Annotated in this window: 14 protein-coding genes; 5 read left to right on the top strand and 9 right to left on the bottom strand. The window is 51.6% G+C overall.

From position 1 onward, the window contains the following. Positions 1-25: 25 nt before the first annotated feature. Positions 26-1,597: an apolipoprotein N-acyltransferase gene (lnt, locus tag OOT00_RS03240; RefSeq protein ID WP_265423853.1), complete on the bottom strand. Its 1,572-nt coding sequence runs from the start codon at positions 1,595-1,597 to the stop codon at positions 26-28. A 397-nt stretch (positions 1,598-1,994) separates the two neighbouring features. After that, positions 1,995-2,408 carry a hypothetical protein gene (locus OOT00_RS03235; protein ID WP_265423852.1) on the bottom strand — a complete coding sequence of 138 codons (414 nt, stop codon included), beginning with the start codon at positions 2,406-2,408 and terminating at the stop codon, positions 1,995-1,997. Here OOT00_RS03235 and OOT00_RS03230 point away from each other — a divergent pair. Further along, entirely contained in the window at positions 2,407-3,342 is a 936-nt protein-coding gene (locus tag OOT00_RS03230) for a DMT family transporter (RefSeq protein ID WP_265423851.1), read from the top strand. The genes OOT00_RS03235 and OOT00_RS03230 overlap by 2 nt on opposite strands. On the opposite strand, the gene OOT00_RS03225 is transcribed toward OOT00_RS03230, so the two are convergent. Next, positions 3,337-3,876, bottom strand: coding sequence for a helix-turn-helix transcriptional regulator (locus OOT00_RS03225; RefSeq protein WP_368407569.1), 540 nt, complete (start codon positions 3,874-3,876; stop codon positions 3,337-3,339). The genes OOT00_RS03230 and OOT00_RS03225 overlap by 6 nt on opposite strands. 1,014 nt (positions 3,877-4,890) lie before the next feature. Here OOT00_RS03225 and OOT00_RS03220 point away from each other — a divergent pair. Continuing rightward, positions 4,891-6,543: a methyl-accepting chemotaxis protein gene (locus OOT00_RS03220; RefSeq protein ID WP_265423850.1), complete on the top strand. Its 1,653-nt coding sequence runs from the start codon at positions 4,891-4,893 to the stop codon at positions 6,541-6,543. Between the two features lie 164 nt (positions 6,544-6,707). Here OOT00_RS03220 and OOT00_RS03215 read toward each other — a convergent pair whose 3' ends face one another. Both OOT00_RS03215 and OOT00_RS03210 read right to left on the bottom strand, forming a co-directional pair. Further along, a complete protein-coding gene (locus OOT00_RS03215; RefSeq protein ID WP_265423849.1) occupies positions 6,708-6,923 on the bottom strand; it encodes a hypothetical protein in 216 nt (71 codons plus the stop codon). Positions 6,924-6,942: 19 nt separating this feature from the next. Continuing rightward, positions 6,943-7,200 carry a thioredoxin domain-containing protein gene (locus OOT00_RS03210; protein WP_265423848.1) on the bottom strand — a complete coding sequence of 86 codons (258 nt, stop codon included), beginning with the start codon at positions 7,198-7,200 and terminating at the stop codon, positions 6,943-6,945. Between the two features lie 119 nt (positions 7,201-7,319). Here OOT00_RS03210 and OOT00_RS03205 point away from each other — a divergent pair, with 119 nt between their 5' ends. The 3 genes from OOT00_RS03205 (at position 7,320) to OOT00_RS03195 (ending at position 10,507) form a co-directional block, all read left to right on the top strand. Then, positions 7,320-7,871, top strand: a complete 552-nt coding sequence (locus tag OOT00_RS03205; protein ID WP_265423847.1) for a glycine cleavage system transcriptional repressor — start codon at positions 7,320-7,322, stop codon at positions 7,869-7,871. Between the two features lie 182 nt (positions 7,872-8,053). Beyond that, positions 8,054-9,427, top strand: a complete 1,374-nt coding sequence (locus tag OOT00_RS03200) for a PFL family protein (protein ID WP_265423846.1) — start codon at positions 8,054-8,056, stop codon at positions 9,425-9,427. Positions 9,428-9,910: 483 nt separating this feature from the next. Beyond that, positions 9,911-10,507 (top strand): hypothetical protein, encoded by a 597-nt coding sequence (locus OOT00_RS03195; protein WP_265423845.1) that lies wholly within the window; start codon positions 9,911-9,913, stop codon positions 10,505-10,507. 209 nt (positions 10,508-10,716) lie between these two features. Here OOT00_RS03195 and OOT00_RS03190 read toward each other — a convergent pair whose 3' ends face one another. The 4 genes from OOT00_RS03190 to OOT00_RS03175 are packed head-to-tail and all read right to left on the bottom strand — an operon-like array spanning position 10,717 to position 18,164. Continuing rightward, complete coding sequence (locus tag OOT00_RS03190; RefSeq protein ID WP_265423844.1) at positions 10,717-12,399, bottom strand: diguanylate cyclase; 1,683 nt, start codon at positions 12,397-12,399, stop codon at positions 10,717-10,719. Next, on the bottom strand, positions 12,396-12,779 hold the full coding sequence (locus tag OOT00_RS03185; protein ID WP_265423843.1) for a response regulator: 384 nt from the start codon (positions 12,777-12,779) through the stop codon (positions 12,396-12,398). The genes OOT00_RS03190 and OOT00_RS03185 overlap by 4 nt, the downstream gene beginning before the upstream one ends. Beyond that, complete coding sequence (locus tag OOT00_RS03180; RefSeq protein ID WP_265423842.1) at positions 12,776-15,157, bottom strand: PAS domain S-box protein; 2,382 nt, start codon at positions 15,155-15,157, stop codon at positions 12,776-12,778. The genes OOT00_RS03185 and OOT00_RS03180 overlap by 4 nt, the downstream gene beginning before the upstream one ends. Next, complete coding sequence (locus OOT00_RS03175; RefSeq protein ID WP_265423841.1) at positions 15,147-18,164, bottom strand: response regulator; 3,018 nt, start codon at positions 18,162-18,164, stop codon at positions 15,147-15,149. The genes OOT00_RS03180 and OOT00_RS03175 overlap by 11 nt, the downstream gene beginning before the upstream one ends. Positions 18,165-18,222 lie beyond the last annotated feature (58 nt).

The following is an 18,222-nucleotide window of genomic DNA, read 5'->3' as shown; positions in this document are numbered from 1 at the left end:
TGCAAAGCAAATGCCATGCCATTCATCAAACCCGGCAGGATACAGCCTTTCTGCCCCGCCTCTGTGCACTACGCATATTCCAGCACACGATCAGAACCGCACCCCACAGCCAGACATACCCCCTGCGTGCAAAAACCGTCGAAACATCAGGACAGAAAAGTGTTGCCTGTGTGACAAGGGCCCTGCCATGGGGTGTCAGGGTAGCCCCTGCAATCTCGCCCGTGGCCCGGACATGAGCGCCGCCGCCCGAGTTGCTGCTTCGAACGAGGGGTCGCCGAAACTCCACAGCCCGGAAAACCGCCATACCCAGATGCTTCATTTCCGCTCTGGAGCTGAAAAACCAGCCGTCATTGGAAAGCTCCACCACAAGATCGCCCCCCAGCCCCACGCCTTCCCGAACAAGCTCTGGGAAGCCGCTTTCAAAGCAGATCAGGGGCTGAACCAAAAAATCTCCCACATGGATCAGGCCGGGGTTACTGCCTCTGGATAACCAGAGCTTTAAGCCTGGCTTTTGGATCCTTTCCGGAAAAAAATACGAATAGAAGCTTGTTTCTGAAAAAGGAACCGGAATCCTTTTCCTGTAGACCGGAGTGCATTCCTTACCAGGATCCAATGCAAAAACAGCACTGTACCGGGCTTCCAGTTTTTCTTCCACAATGCTGCGATCCTCCGTCTCCAGCCTGTGGATCACGGGAGCCTCTGTTGCCGGGATCTCTTCTTTGCCATGCATCAGAGCCGGAACACGAAGATATTCTAGCTCAGCCCTGAGTCCGCTCTTTTCAAATTCTTCCGAACGGCAGTCCATGCGCGGGAGCTCTGGAAAAAGAAGGAGATCCGCATCCCGGACAAGATCCGGGTTTCGGATCAGAGCATCAAGGCAGATGGCCTCATCGGTTTTAAAATTCACAATAGTCTTACGATCCCAGCGAACGGGAACATTGGGCTGCACCGAAGCCACACGGATGATCCGCCCCACGGTTTCCCGCTCGTCTCCGTTCAGCATGGCTATGCGGCAAACCCCGTATCCCAGAACCAGAGCCAATAAAATGGAAAGGGAAATAAAACTCCGCGCAAAGTCTTTGACCTTGCGCTGCCTTATCCCGGAAAATACGTCGGCAACCAGCCCATTGGCCCAGATCAGACAGAAGCAGACAAAAAGCTCTCCGCCAAGATCCGCAATCTGGATAAATCCCGGCCAGAAGGCTGCGGCCACCGTCCATGAAACCGGAAAAAGAACGGGACGCAGATAAATCAAAAGAGTCAGAAGACTGGCGCAGAACAGTGGGCCTGCCGGAGTCCCCTTGCCGTTCATCCAGCCGCAGACCGCCCCGAACAGGGCAAAAGGACTTCCCTGATACAACCATATCCCTGCCAGCGAAAGCGAAGACTGCCAGAAAGCCAGATCCATCAGGCTTTCCATGGCATTCAGAAGCCAGAAGGTGCCGGAAGCCCAGCTCAGCGCTCCAAAGATCCAGCCCGCCATCAGCCCCTTGAAGATTCCCGTTTTCCCGTTATGGTTCAGCATATGGATAAGGGGCGCAAGCAGAACACAGGCCAGCCAGGGAGCCTTTTCCAGTGGAGAAAAGAGGCCAAGCACCAGAGCAGCCCCCGAAAGTAAAAGCCAAAAAAACCAAAGGGGGCTGTCCCCTTTAACTCCTTTAACTTCATCTGGCCACGATATGGCAGTACACATTGACGGCATTCACCTCAAGATCCCGCACCACATGGGTATCTTTGCTGCGGGTACAGAACAACTCAAGTCCGAAATTTGAGTTGTCGACTCAAGAAAAAATAAAAATTTAATTTATCAAAACGGGTCATTTTTATTGGCCAAAAGCGGATCAAAAATTTGGACCATTGACATAAGTCCGTGCAGCAAAACTTTTCCGATGAAAGAACAGACGCTCCCTCATCAGCACGCCCATCCATCCCACCTACCGGGCCGGTACGGCTTCATTTTTATAGCAAAAACCAATGGCAACCCAACAGTCTCCTCAATAATGGATTGAAACGGACTTGCTGCTGCTTTCAATTCTTATGGGGGGAAGCCAATTTTTTACAATAAATCTTTTTAACTTTTTGACAGTATCCTGCAGACTGACCGATGGAGATACCCGTATGGTAACAAGGATTAAAGAAGAAAACTTGTATGCTGAAACGGCATGGAGTTTTAGCAAAAGACAGATTCGGGGCGCAAAAAAACAACCCCTTTTTTCCACTACACCATCAAAATACTCAGACATCGCAATTTGCAATGCATCTTCTGCCATCAGGGGATCCAGACCGGCCGCCATAGCAAGCTTGCCAACGACAGTAACGGACATGCACTCAAGTGTCGCGACTCCTGGCAAGGGCCATAACAATGCAATCTGCTTTTTATGCCATACTTGAAAAGGTTTTGCGGACATGATAAAACAACCATTAATCAGCAGGGGTATTCTTCTTGTTCTCGTATCCGGTATTCTCTGGGGCACCGTGGGAATTGCAACCCAGTCCATATACCAGATATCTGATATTGATGCGCTCACAATCGGTTTTTTCCGACTTGCATTGGCATTCCCATTTGTCTATCTGTTTTCTGTGGTATGTGTGAAGAATACCCGCAAACAGATATGCTTCCGGGATCGCGCCAAGATCTCTTTGCTGGGCATCTTGCTTGCCGCCTATCAGGTGTTGTATTTCGCTGCCATAGCATATGTAGGAGTGTCAATCGCAACCGTGATCACTCTTTGCTCAGCTCCTGTCATTGTCGCCCTTGCTTCCGTTTTCTTCATGAAGGAACCATTGAGTACCAATCTATGCTTGGCGCTTTTTTTAGCACTGGCAGGTACTATCTTCATCGTCGGCATTCCTGATGTTAGCTTGTCTATCAACAGAAATACCCCTTTGGGCATGACGCTTGCGTTTGGCTCCGCACTCGGATATGCATCGGTAACCCTTCTAGGCAGATCACTCAGCAAGGACTATCACCCACTGCAAACCACTGTCATTGCCTTTGGTGTCGGAGCCACCGGGCTCCTTCCTTTTGCCTCATTATCATCTCTTGTGGTCTGCGCCCCCTCTGCGGAAAGCATCCGTCTCCTATTATATATCGGGCTCATTCCTTCAGCCTTGGGCTATACCCTCTTCTTTCTTGGCATGAAAACCGTTACTGCCTCCACGGCGTCCATACTGACCATGGTTGAGCCCCTGACGGCAAGTGTCCTTGCATGGCTTCTGCTGGATGAAAATATAAAATCATCCGGTTACTTTGGAGCCGCTCTGATGATTCTGGCAGTAGTCTCTTTGTGCGTACACAAAGAAAGCGCAGCAGGGAAGCAGACAGCCGCATCCCGATCATGAATCCCCGGCCCTGCTCCGATGACCGGAGACCATCCGCGTCTGCTTTTGGTAGGCCTTTGGGCTTACTCCATACCTCTTTTGGAAGTACTTATACAAGTGACTCTGATCGTTAAATCCCGACTGCAAGGCCGCATCCGCTATGGCTCGTCCCTGGGAAAGCAGCGCCCTTGCCTTTTCAAGGCGCAATTGAATGAGGTAGGCGTGTGGAGTAAGCCCCGTTGCTTTTTTAAAGAAACGGATGAAATAATAGGGGCTGCAATCCAGACAGGATGCGATTTCATCAAGAGAAAAATTGTCTCCCATTCGGTCATAAAAAAAATCAATGGCTTTTGTAAGTCTCCTTTTTTCTTCGTAGCGAGCCTGTGCGGGACCTGGAGTGAGGCCACCACAAAACCGAACAAGACTTGCCACCACGGCTAAAAAAGCTGTCTGCCGTTCCAGGCTGCCGGAACAATCCGTAAGCAAGGAAGACTCCAGAGATAAAAGAAGACGGATGGTGTTGCTGGATTTGTAAAAATTCGTTCTCAATTCCACGGATGTTTCTTTACAATCCAGATTTTCACGGCAGGTACTTTTCAGCTTAGCAGGGGACAGATAAAATGTTTTTAAGCTTCTGCTACCGGACTCACAAGGTTCGTTGGAGTGAATGTCGCCGGGATGAATGACACCCAAAAATCCAGGTTCAAGAAGTCTTGTTTCTCCTTTTTGAATGATCTTTTCACCACATGAGAGGTTGAGCCAGACACAGTAATTTTCATGCAAATGGCAAGGGAATCGGAAACTGGACTCATGGCAATTTAAAATTTCCAGTCCATCCACATCCTCATGTTTGAAGTAGCGAACTTTTAACACGCCCACCGTTGCTCCCCAGCCCTAATGGCATTTGAGCATCCACTGAATAAGATACTTTCTTCATAGAAAAAAACACGCTTGCGTCACCCGTTCACAAAACGCCGTTTTCCCTGTCTGTTTCCGAAAACATCTGACATTCAATTCCAAAAATCAACAAAAAAAACATCGCACCCATTGCCTGCCAAAGCCCATGGAAAATATCCCGCTGAAGCTCACCAATTCTGCCCCGCCCCCAGACAACCCGCCACGGATGTTTTCTGACCTGATATCAGAAAATATGAATCCATCCCCTTCCCTCTTTGCGACCCCTTTGCTTCCATAAAAACGAAACATAATGAAAACTTTCCAGACTGACTGAAACAATCCGGCCGACGGTGACATCTGTCTTGACACAAGGCCAAAGGAAAGATATTGGCCACCGAAGGGTAGCATCCTGGATGCATCAGTGAACCGAATGGAAGAATGAAAGGATTTTGACTGGGAAATTAAAAAAACAAAAACTGAACAAAAAACCATAAAAACATATGAAAAAGTTATAGAAAATGGGGCAGCACCCTTTTCCTTTTTCGGATCCATCTCCTCCCTTCCCGTCCATTGACCCGAAAGGGTGTCAACCGCCCCGATCACCGTTCACCCCTGTCCTGTCCCGCTCAAACCGGGCAATGACAGCGTACAGAAGCTATGACAGGAGTACTGATGTCCATTAAATTAAAAATGTGTGTAATCGGAGCCGTGTTTCTGCTGGCCATAGGCTGCCTCACCGGTGTCAGCCTCAATGAAGTTCTTTCCATCCGATCACTGTATACCAATGTGGTTCTTCGGGACGTAGGGGGAAAAATCAATGTTCTGGAAATCAACAGTGATTTGAACTACGTAAGCCGCCTGACGCGCAATATGATGCTCGGCAGCAACATCGACAGGGACCTCCAGAGCCTTGAGCGGGTCATCAAAAACATCTCGGCAAGCTATGCCGCCCTCAGACCACGCATCTCGGACAGGGATGAGATGACCATTCTGGAAAACGCGGAACGCAGCACCATGGCTTTTGTGAACTATGGACTGCAATTCTGCACGGAGCTCAAGGGGGTTCCGCCGGAAACGCGGGCCACGCTTCTTCCGGAATACCAGAAGGTGGCCACACCCCTAGCCTATGAGTCCAGGGATTACATGGCCGAACTGATTACCCTGAAGGATGAAAAGCTGGCCAATGCAACGGAGCAAATGGAATCAACCATCAGCCGGATGTTCCGGATCATTTCCGTAATCGCCCTGATCTCCACCGCCGTGGCTCTGCTCATGGTCTTCAGGGTCGGACGCAGCGTAACACGCTCCATTCATCAGGTGATGACTGTGGTGGAAACCATGGCTGACAACGATCTGACCTGTCAGGTGACCGACGGTGCCAGAGACGAGACCGGAAAGATGCTCAGGGCCACCCGCCGCATGCTGGATACGCTCCGAAGCACTCTGGGCAGCGTGGTCGGTGGCGTCGGAGCACTGGCCTCTTCCTCCAGCGAACTGACCGTGGTTTCACGTCGGATTTTTGAAGGGGCAGCGGACATGCGGGACAAATTCCACGCCATGGCCGCTGCTGCCGAAGAAATGGGTGCCAATATCTCTTCCGTGGCTGCCGCTGCGGAACAATCCTCGGCCAACATTGCCATGATTGCATCGGCGGCAGAGGAAATGAACACCACCATGGGTGAGATCGCAGCCAGCACTGGCAAGACCCGAGAGACCAGTGCCCAGACCGTTGTACGAACCCGGCGGGCTTCGGACAACATCACCAACCTGAGTCACGCCGCCATGGAAATCGGAAAGATCATCGAGACCATCAACGTCATTTCAGGGCAAACAAACCTCCTGGCCCTGAACGCAACCATCGAGGCGGCCAGAGCCGGCGATGCCGGCCGGGGGTTTGCGGTCGTTGCCAACGAGATCAAAGAGCTCGCCCAGCAAACGGCCCGTGCCACCGAAGAAATCAAGACCAATGTCCAGTCAATCCAGCAGATCACCGCTGAAACCGTCGGAGAGATCAAAGAAATCACCAATGAAATCACCAATGTGAATGAAATGATCGACGGAGTAGCCGCGGCGGTGGATCAGCAGACGCTTGTGACCCGGGAGATTGCCGACAACGTGGCCCAGGCAGCAGGCGGCCTGCATGAAGTCACCCGGAATGTGGGTCAGAGCTCCACAGTGGCCAACGAAATCGCCCAGGAGATAGCCATGATTACCGAACGGATCAGCGCGGTGTCGCAAGGCAGCGCTGAAGTAGACGCCAGCGCTGGATCCCTGCGGGGCTTATCGGAAAAACTGCAGGATTCCGTGGGTATTTTCAAAATCTGAGTGCCACTTCAGCAGCCCTTTCCCTTTCGGGGATCTGAGCCTCTCAGGTTCCCGGCCGGAAAGGCTGGGAAAGGGTTGCACCGGCAGGCCTCCGCAGGTTCCCTGCCACAAAGTTACCAGGCAGCGATTCCTGTAGAGGCAGGGCAGGACGGCATACACGCGAATCAGAACCGGGGCTGCCCTGCCTTTTTTTTCTTCTTCTCCCCCATCTTTTCAAGCCATTCTGCCTGACGCTTCCGGTATTCATCCTCTGTCTCCTCCCACCCTCTGTTTTCGGCCTTCTTTTCTTCGGATGAAGTGACAATACGGCGAACAGATGACATTTTTTTCACCATATCCACAAAAGCAGCCTTCCACCTCTCATTCCTGTCGGGGATCATGCCCACCTCCACCAGCCATTCAGTGCTTATCCATCTCCGGAGTTTCTTCCAGAAACCGTTTGATTTTCACCTCACTGAGCCACAGACCGGAAAGTACACGGTTCCTGATCCGTATGGCCGGAGCCATGGAGATGCCATCTTTCTTTACCTTCTGCCGGTTTTTCAGCATATCGATGGTGTGAAGCTCATACCCGCCACCTGCCAGCAGACGCCGGACATGTCTTTCCGCTGCCATACAACGGGGACAGAGGGGTAACTTGTAAAAAAAAACTTCCATAAACCTGCCTTTCATGGGAAAAAGTACTGTTTATTGTAAGGGATTCAAAAAATAATAGAATCCCCGCAGACAATTTTCACACGGTACGACGGTTTTACCATAAAGGAAAAGCAGGATTTATGAAAAAAGTTATTGTCACGGTTCTGGCCAACGACAGACCCGGTATCCTTGCCTCCGTATCCGAGGCTATCTTTCAGGAAGGCGGCAATCTGGATCAGGTCAGCCAGACCCTGCTGGAAACCCAGTTTGCAGGCCTTTTTATCGCCACCCTCACCCAGGAACTTTCCGTCGAGGAACTGCAGGCAAGACTCCGCAAAACCCTTTCTCCCCATGGAATGGATGTGCTGGTCAAACCGATAGGTGAACCGGACACAACAGGCGTCATCCCTTCGGAACCCTTTGTCATCACCTGCTTCGGTCCGGACAGAAAGGGCCTTGTAGCGGAAATCACAGCCATTCTGGCCAGGCACAAAGTAAATGTCACCAACCTTCGGGCCATCTTTGAGGGCGGCGATGACCCTGCCCGTAACCTCATGATTTACGAGGTGGATGTACCGGTATCCACCGATACAGCAACCCTTTCCGAAGACCTCAGAACAAGGGCCGCGGAACTCAGCCTTGTGATCAATATCCAGCATCGCAATATTTTTGAATCCATCACCCGAATGTAGGCTGTCCCCGGTACTGACTGTACCCGGGAACCAGTCCCTCCCTCCCCCTGGTCCCTCTCCCGGAGGAGAGGGGAAAAATAAAAACAAGCATTACCATTGCCGCTGTGCATGCCCCCCTCCCAGAGCGAAAGGGCAGAATATGCTGAACGCTTATCAGAAAAACACTTAATCGGAGCCAGCCCATGATTCACGACAGGGAAATCCTTACCATACTCGGCATGCTCAACAACGAGCATCTCGATGTCCGTACCGTCACCCTTGGGGTGAACCTTTTTGACTGTGTCAGCGATGATATTGACAGACTCTGTGCCAATATAGAAAAAAAGATCGGTAATCTTGCCGCCAATCTTGTACCACTGTGCAACCGTATCGGAGAAAAATACGGCATTCAGGTGGTCAACAAGCGCATCAGCGTCAGTCCCATTGCCACCATAGCCGCCCCTTTCGGCCCCAAAGGCATGGTAGCCGTAGCCCATACCCTGGACCGCGTTGCCCGCAGGGTAAACGTAGATTTTGTAGGCGGCTTTACGGCCCTTGTGGAAAAGGGTATTGCCAGAGGAGATGACGCCCTCATTGCCGCCCTGCCCCAGGCCCTTGCGGAAACCGAAAGGGTCTGCGCTTCCGTCAATGTGGCCAGCACACGGGAAGGTATCAACATGGATGCCGTCCTGCGTATGAGTCACGCCATCAAAGACGCCGCCGCACGCACCGCGGATAAAGACGGCCTTGCCTGTGCCAAACTCTGCGTCTTTGCCAATATCCCCCAGGACATTCCCTTTATGGCGGGTGCCTATCTGGGCATAGGAGAAGCAGACGCCGTCATCAATGTGGGTGTATCCGGTCCCGGGGTGGTCAAAAAAGCCATTGACCGTGCACTGGAAGCAGATCCCAACATGGATCTTGGCGACATAGCCGAATGCATCAAGCGCACCGCAGCCAAAGTGACCCGCATCGGAGAGCTCATCGGAAGGGAAGTGGCCAGCGAACTGGGAATCCCCTTTGGTGTGGTGGATCTTTCACTGGCACCCACCCCAACGGCTGGAGACAGTGTGGGAGAAATATTCCAGAGCCTTGGCCTCATCAGCATCGGCTCACCCGGCTCCACGGCAGCCCTTGCCATGCTCAATGATGCGGTCAAAAAGGGCGGTGCCTTTGCCAGCTCACACGTTGGCGGACTTTCCGGAGCCTTCATCCCCGTGAGCGAAGACCTCAACATTGCCGAAGCCGTCAGCAAAGGATTCCTTACCATAGAAAAACTGGAAGCCATGACCTCCGTATGCTCCGTGGGCCTTGACATGGTGGCCATACCCGGCGATACCAGCGTGGAAACCCTTGCAGGAATTATAGCGGATGAAATGGCCATCGGCATGATCAACGCCAAAACCACAGCCTGCCGGCTTATCCCCGTACCCGGTAAAAAAGCCGGAGATATGGCCCACTTCGGCGGACTTCTCGGTTTTGCCAACATTATCCATGTACACAATGCCACGGCAAAGGGCAGTTTTGTTACCAAGGGCGGACGCATACCCGCCCCTATCCACTCCCTGAAAAACTGACAGGCACCGGCTGCAGCTTCGGCCACCTCCCTTTTCCCGTTACCATGGTTTTTTGCCAGCGCTGAGTGCTGGCAAAAAACCTTTTTTTATGTTTCCGCGAACCATACCGGCATTTCCAGTATGGCAACCTGAAGCCGGAAAGCAGATAAGCGGGACGGCCCCCATACCAACCAGACAGGTACGCTTGATACCAAAGGAATGGACTCGGAACCAAAACGGCAGCGATACAGTGGCTACCTGTCATAGAATACCGTATCGTTTACCGAAACTCCCTTCGTGCTATGGCAACCAATCGGATACACCCGGTCTGGCGGGCTCTTGCCTTCTCAGAACGCCAGCTGAAACGGCCCTCCCCAAGTGACACTTTTCTATTCCCTTCCCCTGTGATAGAAAGAGAGCATACTTCTCGTCTCATCAGCAAAATCAGCGTGCCGGAAATTTCTGCCACTCTCTTCCTGTCCCCTTTTTCGGAAAGGAAACGCCATGCTTGAAGCCCTTGCCATCAAACTTGTTTCCGTATTTGCAGGTTTCTTATTTGAGCAGGCCCTGGCAACGGGAAACCGTATCCAGATTGACGGTGCTCCTTCATGGTATTATGAGGAGAAAAATCCCCAGTATCTTTATGTTTTTGCCTATAGGGACGGAGGGCTGGAAACCCTTGATCCCCTGAGAAGTGATCTCACAGGAGAAATGGAAAAACGCATTCAGGAAATTGTAGACGTAGTGATTTATCAAAACTTCAGAGATGTGAAGGACCCTGTGGAGCAGGAGCTGATCCGGCAATTCAGCAAGGATGACAACCTTTCCCTTTTTGTCCGCAACCACCTTCGCATGGATCGCATCATTCAGGAAGAGGCAAGGGATGCCGGATTCATGAGGCAGGCAAGGCCGGCACGGGCCTTTGGCTCGGCCATCCTGGCCAAAAAAGCCCTGCTGGATTACCAGACAGAAAGGGTGAACCGTCTGCAAAAACGCATTTCTCAGGAAAGGGCCAGAAAAGGCTTTGAGGCTCTGGACAAAACCTTTGAAGAGGATGAAATGGATGATGTGGCGAGGGAACTGGAGGCCCTTTTCCCTTAGACTGTCAGAACCTGCTCAGGCTCGCTTCAAAGATAATCCCATGCAAAAACCCGGTGTGCAGGGAACGGCTGGCGGCCTGAGAACAACGCTTCCGCCATGCCTGCCAAAGCGGGCACCCAGAAGCAAGGCACTGGGTTGCCGCCTCCGCGGGAACGACAGTCTTAGAGCAACGGACAAAAAGATTTTCTATTTGAGAGAAGTCCTTATTTTCATGGAACTTCACTCCATCCATCCATACATATTCTGTCGCGGCCTTCTTCCTTGGCTCTGTAAAGAGCCTGATCCGCCGCCTGCAGAATTTCTTCGGGTGAGCTGCCCAGAGAAGAACAGGCTATGCCAACGCTGCAGGTAACCCTGAACGTTTCTCCCTTTGCGTGAAACTCGATGGTCTTTAAGTTTCTGCGTATTTCTTCCATCAGTACCTGGGCCTTTTCAGGGCTGCATCCGGGAAGCACGGCCATGAATTCTTCACCGCCATAACGGCCGATGCTGTCACTGCGCCTCAGCCTGCGGGTAAGGAGGTGGGCCAAAGCCTTGATCACCCTGTCTCCCGTACTGTGGCCCCAGGTGTCATTCACTCGTTTAAAATGATCCAGATCCAGCATAACCACACACAGAGTAGATCCATCCCGGTTACAACGGCTCATTTCCACTTCCAGGGCTTCCTTGATACGGATATGCTTTAAAAGACCCGTAAGACTGTCTCTGGCCATGAGTTCCGCAAGACGGCGGGCACGGGACACATGGGCAGAAACCGATGCCACAAGAAAGGCATCGTCTACCGGCTTGGTTAAAAAATCATCTCCACCGCTGTTCAGGGCCCGAATCTGCTCCTCCATCTTGCTTTCTGCGGAAAGATAAAGGATGGGTATTCCCACCCACTCCTCCTCCATGCGAATAATCCCGGCCAGTTCCGTTCCGGAACAACCCGCCATATGCACATCCATCAAAAGAACCTCCGGCCGGAAGGTGGAAAGCATATCCAGTACCCTTGCCGGATCCTCTTCCCTCTGAACCTCCATGCCTGCCGCCCGGAGCACAAGGCAGAAATGCTCGGCCACCATGGGCTCATCATCTACAATCAGCACACGATAGGGTGCCCTTTCCCTTCTGCCGATCAGATGCTCCAGCCGGTCCACTACCTTGGGTACATCGAGGGGCCGGGTAAAAAACCCCTGCCCTCCGGCTCTGGACACGGCAAGACGGGTGGAAAAGTCCAGATTATCCGACAGCACAAGAAGGGGAGGAACCTCCGGAAAAAACTCTCTGATATCTTCGGCCAGCGACCTGCTGGAGTAAGAATTCTCGCTGGCCGAAAGGGAAAGCAGGATGGCATCCGGTGCTTTATGGGGAAAAAGGGAAGACGCGTCAGAAAGCCCATGGCAATGCCTCGGTGCATATCCGAAGTAGCGAAGGGAAAAAACAAGTTCCCGGCCCCTTTTTTCATGGGAATCAATGATAAGCAACTGGGGTTCCGATCCTGCAAGATCATCAGACCTCACCCCTGACGGCTTCTCCCACTGGGCAGAAGAGAGGGGATCTTCTTTCTCAGACAGGGTATCCGGTACGGACAGTCCGCGTATGGCTGCCATGATTTCGGAAAAGGGCAGACCTTTTCCAGAAACCGCACGATCCCGGATACCCTTCATCTGAAGCTCAAGGGTTCTGGCCTTCTTTCCGAGCTCCGGCATACCGAAAACACCGGCTCCGCCCGCAATTTTATGCAACTCATGGTGCAGGGTTTCCAGTGTTGGAAGAGGATCCAGACTTTCCTCCAGATTTTCAGCCACCCGAATCATATCATCCAGCTGCCGCCGCAGCCTTTCCCGGTATCCCTCCCGCAAGGTTTCCATCTGGCTTTCAAACCGCTTTTCATCCTCTTTACCTGTCATGGCAGATTATCCCAGATTTCTTTTAACTGCCCTGCAAGGGTCATGGGGTCAAAGGGCTTGGCAATGACATCCACAGCACCAAGGGCTTCATACCGGGCCACTTCATGGGTCTGTACCTTGGCGGTCATGAAAATGGCAGGAACATCCGTAAGGCCTTCCTGTTCCCTCAGCATGGCAAGGGTCGTTGGCCCGTCCAGACCAGGCATCATCACATCCAGAAGAATCAGCTGAGGTGCAAAGGCAGCCATCTTTTCTAAAGCCTCCTGACCCGAGGAAAAAACGGCCACGGAAAACCCGCCCACCAGCTCCAGGGCCATTTTGGCAACCTCCTGAATATCCTTTTCATCTTCCACATAGGCAATGCGATGCAATGTGCTCACAGATCCTCCCCTGATTTATTTGCCACCGGCAGGTAACAAAAAAAGGTAGCTCCCTTTCCCTCTTCAGACAAAAAACCGATTTCCCCTCCCATATGTGCCATAATTTCACGGCTAATGGCAAGGCCAAGCCCCGTTCCCCCTTTCTGCCTCTGATCCGTTCCATCGGCCTGAGAGAATTTTTCAAAAATCTTATCTTTGAAAGCTTCCGGGATACCAAGCCCCTCATCTTCCACAGAAACCCGGACCCGCTCCCCCTCCACGGAAAGCCTAACCCGTACACAGCCCTGAGGCGGTGAAAATTTGACTGCGTTGGAAAGCAGATTGCTCATTACCTGCTGAAAACGAAGGGCATCGGTCCAGACATACAGATTATCCTCTGTCTCCCTCTCCAGCACAAGGCGCACCCCATACTGATCGGCATAGGGCTGATTTTCTTCCATGGAACGGGCAACAAGGTGAAAAACAGCTTGAACCTTCCTGTCAAAATGCATTTCTCCGGCAATGAGCTTTTCCATGTCCAGCAGATCGTTGATGATCAGGGTTAATCGTTCCGTATTTTTACAGGCTATTTGTAACAGATTCTGCATTTTTTCCGGCACAGGTCCCAGAGCCCCCCCTGCGAGAAGCCCCAGCCCTCCCCGTATGGCGGTCAGGGGTGTACGCAGCTCATGGCTGACCGTAGACACAAAGGCATCTTTCATATTTTCCACACGTTTTCTCTCTGTGATATCCCGTACAATGCCGATAAAAAGGGTATGACTCTCCCTTTCCAGCCGGGTAACAGACAATTCCAGAGGAAAGACATCACCGCTTTTCCGCCTTCCGGATACTTCCCTGCCAATATCGATCACCCGTGGAATACCCGTTTCCCTGTAACGGGCAAGATAGCTGTCATGTTCACTGTGGTAGGGTTCCGGCATGAGCATGCGGATATTGCAACCCACCACTTCAGAGCTTTCATACCCGAATATCCGTCTGGCCGCCTTATTGACTGAATCCACCGTTCCGAAGGAATCTATGGTGATGATACCGTCCATGGCATTGTCTAAAATGGCCTGGAGATGACGGGACTTTTCTTTCAGACTTGCTTCCGCATCTTTTCGTTCCTGAATCTCATGGGAAAGAGCCTGCATATGACGGCGCAGGGCTTCATCCATATGCAAAAAACTCCGCAACAGTTCCTGAATCTCAACAGGTACCCTGCCAACAACAATGGGCTCAGGGGCCTGACCTTTCCCAAGACGCCGGGCTGCTGTATTAAGCTGTAATATTGGACCGGCAACTCTTTCTATGATGGTAAGGGCCAGCACAAAACCAGCCAAAAGAACCACACTGAGCAAAAGAAGGGTTTTCTGTCTGGCCTCCCGTATCTCTCCCATGAAATCCTTTTCCGGAATCACCACAAAAATCAGCCAGTCTATGCCCCATTCATCCTGAAGCGGGGTCAGGGAAACAAGATATGTATCACTTCCCACCCTTACGGCCGCTTTGTTCCGATCATAGCCCACCAGCCCCTCTTCCTTTTCTGAGAGAAAAGTTTCTGCCACACTGCGGGTGATGGCACAGGAGCTTTGAAAGGCAGAAACCCTTACCGGCTTCCTGCTTTCATCCAGCATACAATCCTTTTCATGGTGGGAACTGGCCACCATATGGCCCGTTTTTTCCATGATAAAGGCATGACCGTTTTTGGCTATTTTCATACTTTGAAGAAATTCATGGATATGAAAAAGAAAAAGATCCACCGCCACCACTCCAGCCAATTCTCCCCCTCCATCCCACAGGGGCCTGCTGGCGGAAATGGCCATTTCATCCGTACTAAAAAGAAAATAGATATCACTCCATACAGGCCTTCCCTCTTTCAGAGCCTTTGTGAACCAGGGCCGCACCCGGCTGTCGAATCCGGGAAAATACTGGAGCAACTCGCCCCGTCCGTCCTCTTCTGTAACGGCAAACTTCCTGAAAAACCCTGTCTCAAAATGATCCGTCGAGATAAAATAGGTAGCATCACCTGTATGCTCTCTGCCGGAGGTGGCAAGCCCCCCTCTGGTATTGCCGAAATAAATACTGCTGACCTCGGGATTTTCACGGATCTGCCCCAAAAAATGACGTTCCAGTTCTTCCTGATCCTTCTGGTTCAGGAGGCCGGTTGTCATCAGTCTGGCATTGGTTGCATTAATTCTCTGGGGATGGTCCAGAAGGTGTTCCAGATGGTCGGCAATTCTTGCAGCAATTTCTTCCTGCAGGCTGTCCACGGCTCCATGGATAATTCTGGATGCCGTAAGATGATAAAGGGGCCAGGCACCTGCCACGGCAAGAAAAGTAAGGCCAAGGATGGGAACCAGAAAAGTTGTACGCAGGGAAAATCCCTTACTTTTCATGGATCTCCTCCCCCGGAGCCAGAATAGACTTGAGAGCTTCAAGAATACGGTCATTCGCAACCTTTCCCTTGGTCAGGGCACCATGAACCCTGCCCATATCCGCATGGCTCAGCTCTGATGAGGAAAGTACCAGAACGGGCGGCGACGGCTCCATAGCATGGATGAGAGGCAGAAGCTCCCATCCGGAACCATCGGGAAGCTGAATATCCAGAATAATCAGATCATAGGAAAAGTTTTTGATTTTATGAAAGGCATCCTTCAGGTTCGGGGCCAGATCAAAACGGGCCACATCCTCACCAATGGCAGCCAGAATCTTCCCAAGATCCTCATCGTCCTCCACATGAAGTATGGAAGGTTTTTCTCCGGTTGATTTTTTGACCACTTTTCGGACGGTATCCAGCAGATGACGGGGCTCTATGGGTTTTTCCAGCCAGTCAATGGCGTTAAAAGCGCCCTTCACCGCAAGGCGTCCTTCCTCAACAGAAGCGGAAACCACAATGATGGGCAAATCCTTTGTCTCCGGACGGGAACGGATATTTTTGATAAGATCCACCCCGTTACCATCGGGCAGCATGAGATCCAGACAGATGGCCGCATACTTTCTGCTGCGGATCCTTTCCAGAGCCTCGGCAACACTCTCAGCCACATCGGCTCCATAGCCACCGTGGGTCAACAGGGCCTGCAGCATCAGTGCCGTATCCGGGTCATCTTCCACCACAAGAATCGGCAGGGAAAAAGAAAAACGGATCTCTCCCACCCCCCCGTCTGAAACAGCAGGAAGACCCTCAGAGGGCGAAGAATCAGGAAATGCTTCCAGCACACAATCCATGGGAGCACTTTTGCCATGGGCAAGGGGCAGATCAAAATAAAAAAAGGTTCCCCTGCCCTCCTCAGACACAAAATCAATGCAGCCACCCATTTTTTCCACAAGAGCTTTGGTAATGGCAAGGCCAAGGCCTGTGCCGTCCTTGCTGCGATTATCCGTGGCGTCGGACTGGCTGAATTTTTCAAATATACGGGATCTGAAATTATCCGGTATTCCCGGCCCCTGATCCTGCACACCTATGCGTACTCTTGTGTCATCGGGACAGTACATACGCAAATGAACCGAACCGCCTTCGGGAGAAAACTTGGCCGCATTGGATAAAAGGTTGGCCAGAATCTGTATGAAACGCTGAGCATCCACATTCACTCTGGCAAAAGGCAGGGGGTCTTCCAAGACATAGCGGACCTTGTATTTTTCCGCATACACCTGATTTTCCTGTACAACTCTCTGCACCAGAGGTGAAATATCCTGAACCTGAAAGTCAAAACGCATTTTATCCGCACTGAGTTTTTCCATATCCAGAAGATCATTGATCAGCATGGAAAGGCGTCGACAGTTGTTGCTGGCAATGGTCAGCATCCCCCTGGCCTTTTCGGGCACTTCCCCAAGGGCCCCGCCCATGATCAGGCCGAGAGCACCGCTGATGGCCGTAAGGGGAGTCCTCAGCTCGTGGCTGACAGTGGAAACAAACTCATTTTTAATCCGGATCGTCTGCTTCAGTTCCGTCGTATCCCGGACATTGGCCATGATGCAGGTGTCAGCCCCCTTGTGTACCAGTGTAGCACTGATCATGGCATGGATGGTGTAGCCTTCGGCATGGAGCAAGGCATACTCCCTGACCTCGTTATCCGGACTTTCCGTAATGGTGGTAAAACGCTTTTTCAGTTCCTCGCCGTCCGTATTCAGAAGATACAGCAGGGACTGGCCTTCAAGGTGCTGGGTACTGAAACCAAGAATTTCCGAAAGCCTCGGATTGGCTTCCATGATGGTGAGATTCTCCCTGTCCAGAAGAACAATACCATCGGAAGACTGAAGAAACTGACTTTTCAAAAAGTCCCTTTCTTCCCGAAGTACTGTTTCCTGCTCCTCCCGCATCGCATGCAGGCGGTTGAACGCAAGACAAATTTTTTCAATCTCATTGATCCGTACAGGAGAAAGGGGCTGGGCAGGAATCTTTCCCGTGGCCATGGCATTAATGGTTTCCGCCACCTCCTGCAGGGGGAAAAGCTCCCTGCGCAACAAAAACACAGTGACAAGGGAAGTAGCCACCATCAGGCCGACAATGAAAAAAGACATTTTGATGATCACAGGCTTCCCTGCGCCAGAGACCATGGCAGCGGGCAGGGTATGAATCACCTTCCAGCCCATTTTTTCCAGGGTGGCGGAGCCATATACCACTTCCTCTCCACGAAAATCCCTGGCCTTTCCCGAAGGGCTGCCAGACAGCACAGCATCCACCACCGTGGGAAAATCCTTTTCAGGCAGAATCTGCATGGCCAGACTATAATCCGAGGCTGTCACCACCATGCCGAGCAAAGGATCCAGCACAAAAACCGTACCCTGATGCCCGAGGGTTTCCTCGCTGATTTCCTTAAAAAGATTATCCTCTGCCAGCAGGGTGTTCCCGAACAAAAAACCGATGACACGACCTGAATCGGAAAGTACGGGAACGGTAATGGTGCTGAGGGGGACTCCCGTGGCCCTTCCAATATAAGGCCTTGTAAAAACAGGTTTTTTTGTCTTATGCGCTTGGATTACGTGGGGTCTGTCCGGGTAGGCGGTGCCAATACGGCCCGGTACAAAAATGGTTTCCGCGATGGCAACAGCCCTTTCATCGGCTACGAGGATACCACCGTTAAAGTATTCCAGCAGACGAACCCTTGTGGAAAGGAGCTTTTCAATATCGGCAACAGAAACAAGCTTTTCACCATCATGGATAAAACGGGAAAAACCCTGAAGGGTCTGACTCCGGGCCTCCAGCTCGTTTTCCATGCGTTTCACCAGCATATCCACAAGTTCCTGCTGGTGTCCCACAATACTTCTCTGGGACTCAACAAACAGCAGCCGTGAGATAAGAAGGGTGAGAATGACCATGGCTATAAAAAAACAACCGGCCGTGATCACCACTATCCGCTGGGTAAGACCACGGGCAACATGATTTCTGAATAAAACAAAACGCATGGAATACCCCATAAAAATAAAATGAAAACATCGTTTTTCCTGCATGGGAATCGGGACG

Origin of the sequence: Desulfobotulus pelophilus, assembly GCF_026155325.1 — a bacterium.
In the GTDB taxonomy this organism is placed as follows: domain Bacteria; phylum Desulfobacterota; class Desulfobacteria; order Desulfobacterales; family ASO4-4; genus Desulfobotulus; species Desulfobotulus pelophilus.
The sequence above is the reverse complement of the archived record's forward strand: the minus strand, read 5'-3'. Positions and strand labels throughout refer to the sequence as shown.